The 15,977-nt window shown below is 59.1% G+C and carries 14 protein-coding genes; 6 read left to right on the forward strand and 8 right to left on the reverse strand.

Annotation, left to right across the window (positions count from 1 at the left end; translation table 11 throughout):
• Positions 1–613 precede the first annotated feature (613 nt).
• Together L579_RS14410 and L579_RS14415 are read right to left on the reverse strand one after the other, a co-directional pair.
• Positions 614–1,528: a LysR family transcriptional regulator gene (locus L579_RS14410; protein ID WP_021184951.1), complete on the reverse strand. Its 915-nt coding sequence runs from the start codon at positions 1,526–1,528 to the stop codon at positions 614–616.
• Between the two features lie 2 nt (positions 1,529–1,530).
• A complete protein-coding gene (locus L579_RS14415; protein ID WP_021184952.1) occupies positions 1,531–2,595 on the reverse strand; it encodes a dipeptidase in 1,065 nt (354 codons plus the stop codon).
• 200 nt (positions 2,596–2,795) lie between these two features.
• On the opposite strand from L579_RS14415, the gene L579_RS14425 reads away from it, so the two are divergent.
• The 6 genes from L579_RS14425 (at position 2,796) to L579_RS14450 (ending at position 9,487) form a co-directional block, all read left to right on the forward strand.
• Positions 2,796–4,391 (forward strand): ABC transporter substrate-binding protein, encoded by a 1,596-nt coding sequence (locus L579_RS14425; RefSeq protein ID WP_036626742.1) that lies wholly within the window; start codon positions 2,796–2,798, stop codon positions 4,389–4,391.
• Positions 4,391–5,401: an ABC transporter permease gene (locus tag L579_RS14430; protein ID WP_021184954.1), complete on the forward strand. Its 1,011-nt coding sequence runs from the start codon at positions 4,391–4,393 to the stop codon at positions 5,399–5,401. Before L579_RS14425 ends, L579_RS14430 begins: the two co-directional genes overlap by 1 nt.
• Entirely contained in the window at positions 5,398–6,297 is a 900-nt protein-coding gene (locus L579_RS14435; protein WP_021184955.1) for an ABC transporter permease, read from the forward strand. Before L579_RS14430 ends, L579_RS14435 begins: the two co-directional genes overlap by 4 nt.
• Complete coding sequence (locus tag L579_RS14440) at positions 6,298–7,125, forward strand: ABC transporter ATP-binding protein (RefSeq protein WP_021184956.1); 828 nt, start codon at positions 6,298–6,300, stop codon at positions 7,123–7,125.
• Positions 7,126–7,238: 113 nt separating this feature from the next.
• Positions 7,239–7,979 (forward strand): ABC transporter ATP-binding protein, encoded by a 741-nt coding sequence (locus tag L579_RS14445; protein ID WP_021184957.1) that lies wholly within the window; start codon positions 7,239–7,241, stop codon positions 7,977–7,979.
• Positions 7,976–9,487 (forward strand): serine hydrolase domain-containing protein, encoded by a 1,512-nt coding sequence (locus L579_RS14450; RefSeq protein ID WP_021184958.1) that lies wholly within the window; start codon positions 7,976–7,978, stop codon positions 9,485–9,487. The genes L579_RS14445 and L579_RS14450 overlap by 4 nt, the downstream gene beginning before the upstream one ends.
• A gap of 68 nt (positions 9,488–9,555) precedes the next feature.
• Here the strand turns inward: L579_RS14450 and L579_RS14455 are convergent, their stop codons facing one another.
• The 6 genes from L579_RS14455 to L579_RS14480 form a co-directional block, all read right to left on the reverse strand.
• On the reverse strand, positions 9,556–10,392 hold the full coding sequence (locus L579_RS14455) for a fumarylacetoacetate hydrolase family protein (RefSeq protein ID WP_021184959.1): 837 nt from the start codon (positions 10,390–10,392) through the stop codon (positions 9,556–9,558).
• Positions 10,393–10,475: 83 nt separating this feature from the next.
• Positions 10,476–11,297 carry a M55 family metallopeptidase gene (locus L579_RS14460; RefSeq protein WP_021184960.1) on the reverse strand — a complete coding sequence of 274 codons (822 nt, stop codon included), beginning with the start codon at positions 11,295–11,297 and terminating at the stop codon, positions 10,476–10,478.
• A gap of 118 nt (positions 11,298–11,415) precedes the next feature.
• Positions 11,416–12,462, reverse strand: coding sequence for a DmpA family aminopeptidase (locus tag L579_RS14465; RefSeq protein WP_021184961.1), 1,047 nt, complete (start codon positions 12,460–12,462; stop codon positions 11,416–11,418).
• Between the two features lie 2 nt (positions 12,463–12,464).
• The gene (locus tag L579_RS14470; protein WP_021184962.1) at positions 12,465–13,349 is read right to left on the reverse strand and encodes an ABC transporter permease subunit; all 885 of its coding nucleotides are present in this window, start codon (positions 13,347–13,349) and stop codon (positions 12,465–12,467) included.
• Positions 13,349–14,278, reverse strand: a complete 930-nt coding sequence (locus L579_RS14475) for an ABC transporter permease (RefSeq protein ID WP_021184963.1) — start codon at positions 14,276–14,278, stop codon at positions 13,349–13,351. Before L579_RS14475 ends, L579_RS14470 begins: the two co-directional genes overlap by 1 nt.
• A 145-nt stretch (positions 14,279–14,423) precedes the next feature.
• Positions 14,424–15,965 carry a glutathione ABC transporter substrate-binding protein gene (locus L579_RS14480; protein WP_021184964.1) on the reverse strand — a complete coding sequence of 514 codons (1,542 nt, stop codon included), beginning with the start codon at positions 15,963–15,965 and terminating at the stop codon, positions 14,424–14,426.
• Between the last annotated feature and the right edge of the window lie 12 nt (positions 15,966–15,977).

Consider the following 15,977-nt stretch of genomic DNA (forward strand, 5'->3'; position numbering starts at 1 on the left):
CGCGCCCTGCGCCGTCCTCGCGCAGCGCTCCGCGCTGTTCCCTCACTTATCACTCAGGCCGCACGGCACGCGCGGATTCGCCATCCCTGTCTCATTCCGCTCTCTCGCCGCATCCATGCGGCTCGGCCTGGCCTTCCCTCTGCGCTCGGCGCTGCGGATGCCGCCCACCTCACCGCCTGTAAGCCAGGTGCTCTCTTAATTGCGCGATAAATCGCGTCGCTACAAATAACCGCACGTAACGTAGCGGCGCGATTTATCGCGCAGGCAGCAGTGATGATATTACAGAGAAGTAAAAGGCGTGCAGCGAGGGGTGGGGCGCCATCCGGACTCGCTGAGCGAATGAATGCTGCCAGGATGAGCCGCATGAATGCGGCGAAAGGCGGCGTTGAGCAGGAGCGAATCGACGCCGGTCCGTCGGCAGTTGTAGCGGCGCGATTTATCGCGCAAAAAGCACCGCGTAGCGGCGAGGGAGGCTGGCGCAGGGCCCGGGAGTGCAGAGGGCGCGGCCAGGCGCCCTTTGCTCGGTCGCCGCACCGGCGAACTGAAACTACTTCAGCCTGTGGCGAACGAAATCACGCCAGTGCAAACGAAACCACGCCAGTGCAAACGCCCCCTACGGTTTCACCGTAAAAAACCGTGATTCACACTGCCGCGCAATCTCCCACAACTTATTACGAATCACCTGTTTCAGTTGCAGGGTCGATTGCGACTGAGGCCGGTCACGCCGGCTAATCAGCATCACCTCAAACGGCAACGGCTGCGCCACTGGCAGCAGCTTCAGCTGATCGGCATAACGGCAGGCGGTAAACAGATCCACGATCCCCACGCCGCCGCCCGCCAGCACCATGTCGGCAATCACCGAGTAGGTTTTAATCGACAACGACACCCCGGGATTTAACCCCTTATCCCGCAGCGCGCGATGCAGCACACGGCCCAACGGGTCCTGGCTTTGCATCATCAGCAGGTTATTGGCGCACAGCCATTCAAGGCTGACCGGTTCGTTGTGGGTATGATGCAGCGGCAGCAGCGCCACCATTGAGGATTGAAACAAAGGTTCCGCCAGCAGGTCAGCATCCACCTGCTGACCAAATACCAGCGCGAAATCGAGCTGATTATCGAGAATGCTGCGACACAGGGTGCTGAAATGTTCGGTGACCAACTCCACGCTGACCGATGCCGCCTGTTGTCGCCAGGTGACCAGCGCCGGGGCCAGCACCATCTGACCAAAAGCATGCGCCGCACCAACGCGCACTGTCTGTCCTTCGCCACGCCGCAGTTGCTCCGTCAGCTCGGTGATGGACTGTAAGCGTTGATACAGTTCTTCCACTTCCGGCAGCAAACGCCGCCCTTCCGCCGTCACAATCATCCCCTGGGCGCGCCGTTCAAACAGCGCAAAACCAAGCTGCTGCTCGGCGTGGTTCAACACCCGGCTGACATTCGGCTGCGACACATTAAGCAGGCGCGCCGCACCGCTGATGCTGCCGGTCTGCACAATCGCCTGAAACACCTCAATATGTCGCAATCGCACGATTATTCGCCCCAGGTGGCTTCAAGCACACGCAGCCAGTTGCCGTAGCAAATTTTCTCCAGCAACTCTTGCGAATAACCGCGCGCCGCCAGCGCATCCACCACCAGCGGGAAACCGGCCACGTCTTTCATATCGCCCGGCATAGTCGCGCCATCCAGATCGGAACCAAAGCCGACGCCATCTTCACCCACTTTTTCCAGCAGATATTCCACATGCCGCACGATGGCATCCACCGTGGTGGGCGCGTGACGATCGCCGTCTTCACGCAGGAACGGCACCGCAAAGTTCACGCCGACAAAACCCTGAGTTTCCGCAATCGCTGCCAGTTGACGATCGGTGAGATTGCGTGACTGGGCACTCAGCGCATGCGCATTGGAGTGGCTCGCCACCAGCGGCGCATCGCTGATCTCAGCGGTGTGCCAGAAACCTTTTTCATCCATATGTGACAGATCCACCATGATGCGGCGCTGGTTACAGTCACGCACCAGTTGTTTACCTGCCGCCGTCAGACCATTGCCGATATCAGGCGAGGAGGGATAACGGAAGGGAACGCCGTCGCCAAACTGGTTCGGACGGCTCCATAGCGGCCCCAGGGTACGTAACCCGCTGGCGTAGAGGATGTCCAGCAGCTCGCCATGCGTATCCAGCGCTTCCGCCCCTTCAACATGCATCACCACCGCCAGAACCCCTTTACTCATGCATTCACGAATATCACGCACGCTGCGGCAGATTTTTACCTGGCCCTGCGACGCCTGCTCAATCCGCAGCAATAACGCCAGCATGGAGAAGGTGGCATCGCGCGCAGTACTGATAATTTCATGAGGAAAATCTGAGAGGTCTGGCGCACTTCTTGCAACTAGCGGGTGTGATGGCACCCAGGTGGCAAAAATCCCACCTACCATATTTCCGTGCCGGATGCGGGGAAAGTCCATCTGGCCTGATTCAGTGCCGTTGAAAAAAACATTCACGGCATCGGGCTGATGGTGTTGCCACAGTTTGTTGAGGACATCGTTGTGACCATCAAAAACCGGGATGGCAATCCGGTTGGCGTTCGGCGAGTCAGACATGTTGTATCCGTTTCTTGTTCAGGGGAAAGCGCAAACGCTGCCAGTTGACGGGGCACAATGCACCGAAACAGGGCAAGCGGCTGCGTATGAAACAAAAGGCTTAATGCCTGTTATTAATCCTCCTGCCCGGCGGGAATGTCAAGACAAAAAACAGCAAATAATAATTTTTTTATTTTAATAATCAATAAGTTGGAGTTGTCATGGTAACCAGAAGACGTTTTCTTGCAGGATGCACCGCAGTGCCCTTCCTTTCGTATCTCAGCCTCAATTCTGCCTTTGCTGCCACGCCCCCCAGCATGCTGGTGATGGCGATGCAGCTGGATAACATGACCAGCCTCGACCCGCATGAAAGCTTTGAAGCTATCGGCGGCCAGATCTGCGGCAACCTGTATCAGAAGCTGGTCATGCCGGACCCACAGCAGGCCGACAAAGTGATTGGCGCGCTGGCAAAAAGCTGGGAAGTGAACGCCGACAACAGCGTTTATACCTTCCACATCGATCCGGCGGCTAAATTCGCCGACGGCACGCCCGTTACTGCCGAAGATGCAGCGTTCTCCATCGAACGTATCGTGAAACTGGATAAAAGCCCGGCGTTTATCATTAACCAATTTGGCTTTACCAAAGATAACGTCACCCAGTTGGTGACAGCGAAAGACACCCATACGCTGGAGATGAAACTGGGCGCACCGGCCGCTGAAAGCTTCCTGTTGTATTGCCTGTCAGCCACCGTCGGCAGCATCGTATCGAAGAAAGCGTGCCTGGCGAACCAGCAGAACAACGACTTCGGTAACGCCTGGCTGAAACAGCACAGCGCCGGTTCCGGTGCCTTTACCCTGCGCACCTGGAAAGCCAGCGAAACCGTTATTCTGGAACTCAGCCCGCAATTTGCTAACCAAAGCAAAATTAAACGCGTGATCCTGAAACATATTGCCGACCCGGCGGCCCAGGCACTGATGCTGAAAAAAGGCGATGTCGATGCCGCTTATGACCTGACCACCGAACAACTGTTGCAGGTAAAAAACGATCCTGCGGTCAATCTGGTCAATCAGTCCCTCTCGTCCGTGATGTTGATGTCGTGCAACACCAATAACGAATACCTGAAAAAACCGCAGGTATGGCAGGCCCTGAAATGGGCGCTGGATTACGACAGCATCCAGAAAAACATTCTGTCGATGAGCTTCACCACCCATCAGAGTTTCCTGCCGAGCGGTTTCCCGGCAGCGCTGGACGACAACCCATTCCATAAAGATGTCGCCAAAGCCAAAGCGTTGCTGGCGGAAGCGGGTTATCCGGACGGGTTTGAAATCACCCTCGACCACTACTCGATGCAGCCCTACCCGGATATCGCCCAGGCGATTCAGACCCAACTGGGCGCGATTGGCATCAAAGTGTCGCTGATTGCGGCGGAAAACCGTCAGGTACTGACCAAAATGCGCGCCCGTCAGCATCAACTGGCGCTGACCGTATGGGGTGCGGATTACTTCGACCCGAACTCCAATACCGAAGCCTTCTGCGTTAACACCGACAACAGCGACAACGCGCGCAACCGCACGCTGGCCTGGCGTTGTAGCTGGTCTGATGATGAGTTCAACAAGCTGACCGAGCAGGCGCTGCACGAAGCCGATCCGGCCAAACGTATTGCGCTGTATCACCAGATTCAGCAGTTGGGCCGCGAGAAGAGTCCGTTTATCTACATGATGCAGAAAACCAAAAACGTCGCCGTCGGCAAAAATATCAGCGATGTCCATATGACGGTGCTGGAACAATGGCCGTATGAGCAGGTGAAAAAAGCCTGATGCCGTTACTGAAGAAAATCGTCAGCACCCTGAGCAGCCTGGTGCTGACGCTGTTTGGCCTGTCGGTTTTGACCTTTTTCATTGGCCGCGTGATGCCCACCGATCCGGTGCTGGCAGCGGTCGGTGATAACGCGCCTCAGTCCGTTGTGGAGCGCGTACGTGCGGAGATGGGGCTGGATCAGCCCCTTTACATCCAGTTTGGTCATTACCTCAATCAGCTGTTACATGGCGATCTCGGCAAATCGATTCTGACCTCCAATCCGGTCACCACCGATATCGCACGTTTCTTCCCTGCCACTATGGAGCTGGCAACGGCGGCGATTATTATCGCCGCGTTGATCGGTATCCCGCTGGGCGTGTGGGCGGCGGTGCGGCAAAGCACCTGGGTGGATCAAACCATCCGCGTAGTGTGCCTCGCCGGCCACTCGCTGCCGGTGTTCGTGCTGGCGTTACTCAGTTTGCTGGTGTTCTACGCGGTGCTGGGTATCGCGCCAGGGCCGGGACGCCAGGACATCATCTGGCAGGATATGGTGCCGCAGGTCACCGGTTTCCTCACCATCGACTCGCTGCTGGCAGGTGAATATGACGCTTTCCGCGATGCGCTGGCGCATATGGCACAACCGGTGTTGATCCTCGCTTATTTCAGCATGGCCTACATCACGCGTATGACGCGCACTTTTATGCTCAACGCCCTGAGCGGCGAGTTCGTGATTACGGCACGCGCCAAAGGCTTATCTGCGGCTCGGGTGATCTGGCGTCACGCCTTCCCCACCGTGGCGGTGCAACTGGTGACGGTGCTGGCGCTGACCTATGCCGGACTGCTGGAAGGCGCGGTGGTAACGGAAAACGTCTTTGCCTGGCCGGGCCTCGGGCAGTATCTCACCACCTCGCTGATGAATGCCGACATGAACCCGGTGGTGGGCGCAACCTTGCTGGTCGGCACCGTGTATGTGCTGCTAAACCAGTTGGCTGACCTTCTCTATCGACTTTGGGACCCGCGCGTAAAATGATCTTTTTCTCTCGAGACTGGCTACTTGATGACACGCCAGCTAACCGCCGTCAGGCGGTGTGGGGCCGGCGCTATCGTCTGTGGCTCAGCCTGCGCAGCAACCCGCTGGCGATGGCGGGGCTGCTGGTCATTTTCCTGATGTTGCTGCTGGCGCTGTTTGCCCCGCTGCTGACACCGTTCGATCCTGGCGCGCAGCATCTGGATAACCGCCTTGCGTTACCGTCCTGGGCACACTGGCTCGGCACCGATGAACTGGGGCGCGATGTCTGGACGCGCATCATTTATGGCGGGCGCACCACGCTTGGCATGGTGATCGCCGTGGTGTTGCTGACCGCCCCGCTCGGCCTGTTAATTGGCTGTATCGCCGGGTATGCCGGTGGATTTGTCGACAAGGCGCTGATGCGTCTGACCGATATCTTCCTCGCCTTCCCGCGCCTGATTCTCGCGCTGGCATTTGTCGCCGCGCTGAAACCGGGTGTCGAAAGTGCGGTGCTGGCCATCGCCCTCACCGCCTGGCCGCCCTATGCGCGCCTGGCGCGTGCGGAGACGTTGCAGTTCCGCAACAGCGATTTTATCGCAGCCAGTCGTCTGACCGGGGCAGCGCCGTTACGCATTATTCTGCGCCATATCATGCCGTTGTGCGTGCCAAGCCTGATTGTGCGCGTCACCCTCGACATGAGTTCGATCATCATCACCGCTGCCAGTCTTGGCTTTCTCGGTATGGGGGCACAGCCACCTTCACCGGAATGGGGCACGATGATCGCGACCGCGCGCCGTTTCCTGTTCAGCGAATGGTGGGTGCCGCTGATGCCGTGTATCGCTATTTTCCTGACGTCGCTGGCGTTCAACTTTCTTGGCGACGGTCTGCGCGACGTGCTGGACCCGAAGGAGCGCTAAATGTTGGTGGAAATTGAAAATCTGCGCATTGCCTTCCGCAATCGTGCTGAGACTTTTGAAGCAGTGCGTGGCGTCAGCTTTAGCGTTGGTCGCGAGAAGTTCGCCATTGTTGGCGAGAGCGGCTCCGGCAAATCGCTGACGGCGCGCAGCCTGATGCAATTGCTGCCGGGCAATGCCGAAGTCACGGCAGATGTGCTGCGTTTTGATGGTATCGATCTGCGCGGCGCCAGCGAAAAAGTGCTGCGCCAGATTCGCGGCAAACGCGTTGGTTTTATTTTGCAGGACCCGAAATATTCGCTGAATCCGGTGATGACCATCGGCCAGCAGATTGCCGAAGCCTGGCGCGAGCACAAAGGCGGCAGCAGAAAAGCGGCGATGCAGGCGGCGATTGAGTTGCTGGAACAGGTCAAAATCCGCGATCCCGAGACGGTGGCAAAACGCTATCCGCATGAAGTTTCTGGCGGCATGGGCCAGCGCGTGATGATCGCCATGATGCTGGCACCGGACCCGGAGCTGCTGATTGCTGACGAACCCACCAGCGCGCTGGATGCCACGGTGCAGGCCGAGATCCTGAAACTGATTGACGATCTGGTTTCTGCGCGCGGCATGGGGTTGATCCTGATCAGCCACGATCTGCCATTGGTGTCGCATTTCTGCGATCGCGTGGCGGTGATGTACGCCGGACGGATCGTCGAATTGCTGGAAGCCGGACAGCTACAACAGGCGCAGCATCCTTATACCCGCGGATTGCTGGCCTGCCTGCCATCGTTGCGCCATCCGCGCGAGCGGTTGCCGGTGTTGCAGCGCGATGCGGCGTGGCGGGATTAATAAGCGTTTCCGAAATTGCGCGATGAATCGCGCCGCCACGGTCTGGTGCGGCCTGTAGCGGCGCGATTTATCGCGCGAGTTGGATCGGATGATTAGCTAAACGAGCAAAACACATGATTCAAATCGATAATCTGCGCATCGCCTTTGGTGCGCACACCGTGGTGAAAGGCGTCAGCTTTGCCGTTGGTAACGGCGAAAGTTTTGGTCTGGTCGGCGAAAGCGGTTCCGGCAAATCCACCATCCTGCGGGCGCTGGCGGGCCTGAATGAACACTGGCAAGGCAGCATGACCTTCGGTGGTCAGGCGCTGAGTGCCAAACGCAGCCGGGCCTTTTTTCGTCAGGTGCAAATGGTGTTTCAGGACCCGTTCGGTTCGCTGCATCCACGCCAGACCATTGACCGTATCCTGCACGAACCGTTGCTGGTACATCAGCTCGATCGCGCCGAGCAACGCATCAGCCAGGCTCTGAGCGAAGTGGGCCTGCCTGCGGCGGTGCGGTTCCGTTATCCCCACCAGCTCTCCGGTGGGCAGCGTCAGCGTGTGGCGATTGCCCGCGCGTTGATTGCCGAGCCGGAAGTGCTGCTGCTGGATGAACCGACCTCCGCACTTGATGTGTCGGTGCAGGCGGAAATCCTTAATTTACTTAGCGATCTTCGCAGCGAACGCAAACTGACCTACATTATGGTGACACACAACCTCGCGGTGGTGACGCACCTGTGTCAGCGCATTGGCGTGATGCAACATGGCGAGATGGTGGAGCAGCTAAGCGCCGATGACCTGCGCGCCCGCCGCATCCAGCATCCGCACACCGCGCAACTTTTTGATCTCAGCATGACGCTGGAGGAACCGGCATGACAGCCCACTGGCAACAGGCCGCAGATGTTGCAAACTCAATTGTGCAAAGCTGGCAACAACCCGGCGCACCCGGCGGGGCCATCGTGCTGTTCGATGCTCACCATATTCACTCTACCCACTGTGCCGGTTTGGCCGATCTGGCCCAACAAACGCCGTTCACCGCCGACAGCGTGGTGCGCTTTGCCTCCATTACCAAACATCTGTTTGCCGCACTGGTGACCGGGCCAGGCCGCCACTATCTGCGACTGGAAGACACCCTGGCCCAGCATCTGCCGCAATTGACCGGCGCTAATGGTTCAGTAACCGTCGGCCAGGCGCTGGATATGAGCAGCGGTTTGCCGGATGTGCGTGAAACCCTGTCGCTGCTCGGTTTGTCGGTCTACAACGCCACCACCGCCGCCGACCTTTTGGCTTTCGTGGCGCGCGAAGGCGATCTCAGTTATCCACCCGGTAGCGAGATTTCCTACACCAACACCGGTTATCGTCTGGTGGAAGAAGCGCTGAAAGCCAAAGGCGTGCTGTTCAACGACCTGTTGCAGCAATACGTCTGCGAACCGTTGGATATCAACCTGTTCGCCCCGGAAAGCTGGTTTGATATCGTCCCCGGCCTGGTGCCGGGTTACTGGAATAATGGACAGCAGTGGCAGCTTTCCAGCGCCGGTCTGCATCTGTCGGCATCCGGCAGCGTGACCGGCAGCCTGCATGATTTGACGCGCTGGCTGCAAACGCTGTTGGCAGACACCGGTCCCGGTGCAGGCGTGCTGCAACGGCTGAGTGCGCCGCGCAATCTCAACGATGGACGCACCAGCGGTTATGGCCTTGGCATCACCAGCTCGACGCTCGGTAGCCAGACGCTGTTTGGTCATGGCGGTTCCCATGCTGGTTATAAAAGTTACTTCCTGCTGCACCCGGAACTGAAGATTGGGGTGGCTCTGGTCGCCAACCGCGAAGATATCACCACCTCCGAAAGCGCACTGCGTATCCTGGCGGCGGCATTGGGCCGGACGTTGCCGGAGAAGGGGCACGATCTGACGCCCGGTTTGTATGTGGCACCGGATGCCGCCGACTGGCTGGAGATTAACGGCGTTACCGCCACCTGGCTCGGTGCCGGTGAAACTCTGTGGCGCGACGAGCGTCACGGCGACGCCGTCTCCCTTTCCAGTACCTTCCCCATGCAGTTACGCCACGACGGTGCGGCGATTGTTGGTGAAATCGGCCATGCCGCGCGCCGTTTTGTGCCGGTGCAGCCCGATAGCGCCAGCCTTGATAACCTGCAAGGACGCTGGTTTGCGCCGCAGTGGCGCAGTGAAATGGTGATTGAAGGGGATACGCTGACGATGGGCATCGGCCCGGCGGCGATTCGTGCCACGTTGCAATCGCTGGGTGGCGATCGCGTGCTGGCTACCGCGCTGGATGGTCCGTGGGAAAAACGTTTTGTGTTGGCGCGCGCGGGGGACAGCGTGCGGCTGCTGCTCAATCGCAGCCGCGTGGTGACGTTTACGCGCTAAGCACCAAAACCCGCGCGATGAATCGCGCCGCTACCAATGATTGCACCCATCAGTAGCGGCGTGATTTATCACGCAATAGGGTGACGCAGGCGTCCGATTTTTTCGATCTCCACTTCAATCTCATCGCCGGGGAACATAAACAGCGGTGGCGTGCGTTTCTTACCCACGCCGCCCGGTGAACCGGTGATGATCACATCCCCTGCCGCCAGCGGGCTGAATGCCGAGATGTATTCGATGATCTTCGCTACCGGATGCACCATGCTGGCGGTGGTGTCGTTCTGTACTTCACGCTGATTCAGCCAGGTTTTAATCGCCAACTGCTGTGGATCGGGGATCTCATCCGCGGTGGTCATCCACGGGCCAAAACCCCCGGTTTGCGGCCAGTTTTTCCCGGCAGTGAACCAGGTGAACTGCATGTCACGCACGGTGGCATCCATAAAGCAGCTGTAACCGGCGACGTGGGCCAACGCTTCATCCGCTTTGACCTGATACGTCGGTTTGCCGATGATCACCGCCAGCTCGCCTTCATAGTCGAACTCCTGGGTAGTGACCGGTTTCAGCAGCGGCTGCTCATGAGCCGCCAACGAATCGGCAAAGCGCACAAATAAGGTCGGCGCTTCAAGGGTTTCAGCAAACTCTTTGCGTTTGTCGGCGTAATTCATCCCAACGCAAAACACCTTACCCGGATTCTCAATCACTGGCAGAAAACGGATAGCACTGAAGGGGTAATCGGCAGGCAGCGCGTGAAACGCCGCCAGGTCGCTCTGCGCACCACGTTGCAGCAGGGTTTTCAGGTCGGGACATTCGGCACCGAGGCGTTTGCCGAGATCCACCACACCCTGTTCCTGCACGATTCCATAACTTTTTGTTGCCTGGTCAATAAGATAAAAACTGCAAAGCTGCATGACTGCCTCGTTGGAATAAAAAAATCGCGCGCAGGTTACCAAAAGCCGCACAGGAAAGCGGTACGACCTGCGCGCGATGTGGCTTAATTTTGCGTACTCGCCAGATAGGAGAAGGCACTCAGCAGGCTGATCAGCGTCCCCATCTGCTCGGCACGATAGCCCACCGTTACCGCATCAATACGTGTTACACCGGGGATCAGGCTGAACAGATCGGCCAGCACCGGTTTGCTCGCCTGGAGCTGCATCTCATAAGGGGCGCTGAGGCGGGTGGTGCTGACCTGACTGGCACGCTGCACTGCCGCCGTCGCCGCCGCGCGAATGGCGTTTTGCGCCGCCTGCGGGCTGATAGATTCTGCGCAGGTATGGGAAATCGCGCGTTTTACGCAGACGTAGTCCACCGATGGATAATGCTCGCCCATCCAACCCTTGAGCTGATCGTCGCCGCTCACCAGCCACAGCGGTGTGCCCTGTTCGGCAGCCGCAGCGGCATAGATATCGCTCTCGCCCATCACTTTGCCGTTGATATGGATGCGCCAGAACGCGCGACCGTTAATGGTGTGCGCCAGCACGCCCGGCTCTCCTGCCGCGCTGTGATAACCGATAAAAAACAGGCCATCGAACGGTTGCTGCTCCAGCCCTTCGACCATCGACAAACCGCGCGGTTTGCCCTGCACCAGCCGGGCACGCGCATCGATATTTTCTGCGCGCAGGTTGGTCATTTGCGCGTGGCTGTCGGCCACCACCACTTCAGTGGCACCACCGGCAAACGCCCCGTCGATGGCGGCGTTGACTTCCTGTTCCATCAATCCACGCGCCAGCTGATATTCCGCATGGCCGGGTGAACATTGTTCCGGGCGCATCACGCCCGCGATGCCTTCGATATCGGCGGAGATAAAGATTTTCATAGGGTGATGTTTGTTCCGTTAATCATGTTACAAGCCAAAACCGCGCGATAAATCGCGCCGCTACATTACGTGCGTTCATTCGTAGCGACGCGATTTATCGCGCAAGAATACCGGGAAGTTATGGTTGCGCCAGTTTGTCTAAAACATCCGTCAATGCCGGGCGGTGGTGGCCGCGGAAGCCGGTAACGGCTTCGGCACTCAGCAACGCATCCAGCACCGCGTGTTCAGTGGCATCGGCGGCGGCAGCGAGCAAGGGTTCCAGCGCCGCATCGTCCGGTGGCTGTGGTTGGCCCTGGGTGGAAAAGGCTACCGCGATATCGCCGGAACCATGACCCCAGTAGCTACCAAGACGTCCCAGGCCGGCACCCGCTCGCTTTGCCACGCGCTTCAACTGACGAGCATCCAGCGGCGCATCGGTCGCCATAATGATGATGATGGAACCCGCATCGCGCTGTGGCGTCAGTTCCGGCAGCAACGGGGCGATCATCTCGCCGAGGCGCACGCCATCCAGCGTTAACGCCGTCAGTGCGCCAAAGTTCGCCAGCACCAGCACGCCCAGCGTGGCATTCAATGAAGGGATCAGACGCGAGGCGCTGCCAATGCCGCCTTTCAGGCTGAAGCAGCTCATACCGCGCCCGGCCCCCACGCTGCCACGGGGGAAATCGGGCTGCGCCTGGTGCAGGGCTTGCTGCGCCAGCGCTTCCGTCACTGCCAGCGCCTGGATGTCGTTCAGCCAGCCGTCGTTGCACTCCAGCGCCAGCGGATTAACCGTAGGCAAACTGCGGCCCAGTTCCGGGTTGCGGCTGATGGCATCTCGCACCAGGGTGGTAAACAGCGTGCCGACTGCCAGGGTGTTGCTGAGCAGGATTGGCGTCTGCAATACGCCCAGCTCCTCCACCTGTACCAGACCAACCGGCTTGGCAAAGCCGTTAAACACCGCTGCCGCGCAGGGCAGCGGTTGCTGGAACAGATTGTCGCCCGACGGCACAATCGCGGTGACGCCGGTCTGGATCTCACCCTCGGCCAACGTGGCATGGCCGACGCGCACGCCGGGAACATCGCTGATCAGGTTGGTCGGCCCACAGGCGCTGCGCGGCTGACCGAGCTGGCGCGTTTCACGCCAGCGTTGCAGCAGCAGGTCGCGCTGCATCTGTTGAAAATCCATGTTTAACTCTTCAGTTTGGGATCAAGCGTATCGCGCAGGGCATCGCCCAGCAGGTTAAACGCCAGCACCGTGATAAAAATCGCCAGTCCAGGGAAGACGCTGACGTGCCACATGCCCGCCATCATCATGTTGCGGCTCATCGCGAGGATGTTGCCCCACTCCGGGACGTCCGGCTCCGGGCCAAGACCGATAAAACTCAGTCCGGCTGCGGTGAGAATACTGGTGCCGATGCGCATGGTGAAGTAGACAATCACGTTCGACAGCGTACCCGGCAGGATATGGCGCAGCAGGATCACCCGGTCCGGCGCACCGGCGCAGCGTACCGCTTCCACATAGGCGGCCTGCTTCAGCGATAAGGTCGACGCACGTACGATGCGGGCAAACACCGGTACGCTGAATACCGCCACCGCGATAATCACGTTATTCAGACCTGGCCCGAGAATGGCCACCACCGCAATCGCCAGCAGCATACCGGGGAAGGCGAACAGCACATCAGAACCACGCATGATCAGCATGTCGATCCAGCGACCATAGTAGCCCGCCAGCAAGCCAAGCATCACGCCCACCACCATGCCAAGCGTGACTGACACAACGCCAACATATAATGAGATACGTGCGCCAAAGATAATGCGACTGAGCAGGTCACGACCGAGATCGTCGGTGCCCATCCAGTGCGCGGCAGACGGCGGTGACGACAGCGCCATCCAGTCTGGTGCCATCGGGTCCCACGGGGCCAGCCACGGGGCGAAAATCGCCACCAGTACCAGCAGCAACACAAAACCGCCCGATACCAGCGCCAGTGGATTGCGCACAAAGGCGTGGAGAAAATCGCGCCACGGCGAACGGATCGCCTCCTGCGTGTTGGCAGGCAGAGATTGCAGACTCATCACGGCTCCTGTCGCAGGCGAATTGCCGGGTTAACCACTGCGTACAGCAGATCCACCAGCAGGTTAATCACAATAAATTCAAAGACAAACAGCATAACCAGCGCCTGAATTACCGGCTGATCCTGCGCTTTGATCGATTCGATCAGCAGCCAGCCTAATCCCGGCCAGTTGAACACGCTTTCCACGACGATCGATCCACCCAGCAGAAAACCAAACTGCAAACCAAGCATGGTGATCACCGGGATCAGCGCATTGCGCATCACATGTTTCCAGGTGACCAGCCGATTACGTAGCCCCTTCGCTTTGGCAGTGCGCACGTAATCCTCCTGTGCCACTTCCAGGAACGCAGATCGGGTAAAGCGCGCCATCACCGCCGCCACCGAGGAGCCAAGGGTAATGGCGGGCAGGATGATATCGGTGGGCTTGTTGAAGCCGCTGACCGAGAACAAACCAAACGGCATGGCAACAAACTGAATCAGCAGCAGGCCCAGCCAGAAAGTCGGCATTGAGATACCGCCCACCGCGACGCTCATCAGCGTCCAGTCCTGCCATTTACCGCGTTTCAGCGCCGCCAGCACACCCAGAAACAGACCGAGAATCACCGACCAGGCAAAGCCCGCCAGCGCCAGCCACATGGTCGGCATAAAGCCTTTTTTGATCACTTCCAGCACCGGTTGTTGCGTGCGATAGGTGACGCCGAGATCGCCGCGAAACAGGCCGCCCAGCCAGTGCAGATATTGCTGCGGCAGCGGGTCATTCAGACCAAGATGCTGACGCGCGGCTTCCACCGCCGCCAGCGGTGCATCCGGCCCGGCGTAAATACGTGCCGGATCGCCCGGTAGCAGTTTGATGAAGCCGAATACCAGCAGCGAGACCACCAGCAGTACCGGGATCATCTCCAGCAGACGACGAATGATGTATGCGAACATGCGTTTCCTTTTTGCGATGGTGCGAGCGGTGGGGCCCTCACCCTAACCCTCTCCCGCCAGCGGGAGAGGGGACTGATCGAGCACCATCACTACCTCCCTCTCCCGTATTGCGGGAGAGGGCCGGGGTGAGGGTCACAGCGATGTCTTACTTAAACGCCGCCTGGGTATACAGGAAGTTGCCATCTGGCAGCATCGACACGCCGCTCAGGTTGCTGCGTTTACCCACCAGGTTGTCTGGCGTACCGAGGAAGGCGACCGGGGCATCTTTCCACAGCAGCTTCTGTGCTTCGGCATACGCCACACCACGTTTCGCCGGGTCAGCGGTGGCCAGGCCACCGGCAATCGCTTTATCCACTGCCGGGTTGCTGTAGTACGACACGTTGTATGAGGTCGGCACCCAGGATTCGGTGGCGTACAGCGGGCGCAGTGCCCAATCCGCATCACCGGTAGAGGTGGACCAGCCGCCGTAGTAGAGGTCAAATTCCGCCTGCTTCGGATCCTTCACGCCCCACAGTTTGGCGTTGCGCGTCCCGGAATCCATTGGCGTCACGGTGACGCGAATGCCTGCGGTCGCGAGCTGCGCTTTCAGGAACTGCGCCGCACGCACGCTGGCAGTGGCGTTGGTGGTCCACAGCTTCAGATCCAGACCGTTCGGATAACCCGCCGCTTTCAGCAGCGCTTTGGCTTCATCCGGTGCGTAACGGTAGTTCGGGTCGCTCTGCTTCTGCCAGAACTGCACCCCTTCCGGGATGGCGGAGCTGGCCGGTTTGCCCATACCGGCAAACGCGACTTTCAGCCACAGATTGCGATCGATGGCGTAGTTGATCGCCTGACGCACACGCAGATCCGCCAGCGGTTTGTGCTGGGTGTTGATCGCCATGTAGTACAGGTAAATGCTCGGATCGCGCTGGATCGCCAGCTTGCTGTCGTTCTGCACGGTGCTGATCAGATCGGACGGCAACGGCCAGATCGCATCCACCTGACCGGATTTGAGCGCGGCCACGCGCGTGGCATCTTCCGGGCTGGGTGAGAAGGTGACGTTATCGACTTTCGGCCAACCTTTCTGCCAGTAGCCATCGTATTTGGTCAGGTTGACCGCTTTCCCCGGCTGCCAGTCAACAAACTTAAACGGACCGGTTCCCACCGGATGCAGACGCAGCTGCGCTTCGTCCGGGTACTGCTTGAGGATTGCCGGGCTCCACATCACCGCCGACGGATGCGCCAGGGTGTTGATAAAAGCACCAAACGACTGGTTCAGCTCAACTTTGACCTGATCCGGGGCCAGTACCGTGACTTTCGCGATCATCTTGTACAGGCTGTTGCGTTTCAGGCCTTTGGTCTGATCGGCGAGGCGTTCAAGGTTGGCTTTCACCGCTTCCGCATCGAACGGCGTGCCGTCCTGGAAGGTCACGCCTTTGCGCAGCGTCAGGGTGAATTCGGTGGCACTGTCGTTGCTGGTGTAGCCGGTCGCCAGCCAGGGTTGCAGCTTCATCTGGGCATCAAACTGGAACAGGCGTTCAAAGATACCGCTCTGCACCGAATAGCTGACGTTGTCCGAGGTATCGTGCGGATCAAGGCCAGTGATATCGGCATACATTGAGATGTGCAGATCCTGCGCCTGTGCGGCAGCCGCCAGGGAGAGGGTAAGTCCGAGAGCGAGCGAGGTGCGACGGAAAAACGGGTTCATAAAATCTCCTGG

Source organism: Pantoea sp. AS-PWVM4 (genome assembly GCF_000468095.1).
Classification (GTDB): domain Bacteria; phylum Pseudomonadota; class Gammaproteobacteria; order Enterobacterales; family Enterobacteriaceae; genus Pantoea; species Pantoea phytobeneficialis.

Excerpts from the sequence above, each read along its gene's own strand:
- L579_RS14445 (WP_021184957.1), top strand. The coding sequence starts at position 7,239 with ATGATTCAAATCGATAATCTGCGCATCGCCTTTGGTGCGCACACCGTG.
- L579_RS14465 (WP_021184961.1), bottom strand. The coding sequence starts at position 12,462 with ATGGATTTTCAACAGATGCAGCGCGACCTGCTGCTGCAACGCTGGCGT.
- L579_RS14450 (WP_021184958.1), top strand. The coding sequence starts at position 7,976 with ATGACAGCCCACTGGCAACAGGCCGCAGATGTTGCAAACTCAATTGTG.
- L579_RS14455 (WP_021184959.1), bottom strand. The coding sequence starts at position 10,392 with ATGCAGCTTTGCAGTTTTTATCTTATTGACCAGGCAACAAAAAGTTAT.
- L579_RS14475 (WP_021184963.1), bottom strand. The coding sequence starts at position 14,278 with ATGTTCGCATACATCATTCGTCGTCTGCTGGAGATGATCCCGGTACTG.
- L579_RS14480 (WP_021184964.1), bottom strand. The coding sequence starts at position 15,965 with ATGAACCCGTTTTTCCGTCGCACCTCGCTCGCTCTCGGACTTACCCTC.
- L579_RS14440 (WP_021184956.1), top strand. The coding sequence starts at position 6,298 with ATGTTGGTGGAAATTGAAAATCTGCGCATTGCCTTCCGCAATCGTGCT.
- L579_RS14415 (WP_021184952.1), bottom strand. The coding sequence starts at position 2,595 with ATGTCTGACTCGCCGAACGCCAACCGGATTGCCATCCCGGTTTTTGAT.
- L579_RS14435 (WP_021184955.1), top strand. The coding sequence starts at position 5,398 with ATGATCTTTTTCTCTCGAGACTGGCTACTTGATGACACGCCAGCTAAC.
- L579_RS14430 (WP_021184954.1), top strand. The coding sequence starts at position 4,391 with ATGCCGTTACTGAAGAAAATCGTCAGCACCCTGAGCAGCCTGGTGCTG.
- L579_RS14460 (WP_021184960.1), bottom strand. The coding sequence starts at position 11,297 with ATGAAAATCTTTATCTCCGCCGATATCGAAGGCATCGCGGGCGTGATG.
- L579_RS14470 (WP_021184962.1), bottom strand. The coding sequence starts at position 13,349 with ATGAGTCTGCAATCTCTGCCTGCCAACACGCAGGAGGCGATCCGTTCG.
- L579_RS14425 (WP_036626742.1), top strand. The coding sequence starts at position 2,796 with ATGGTAACCAGAAGACGTTTTCTTGCAGGATGCACCGCAGTGCCCTTC.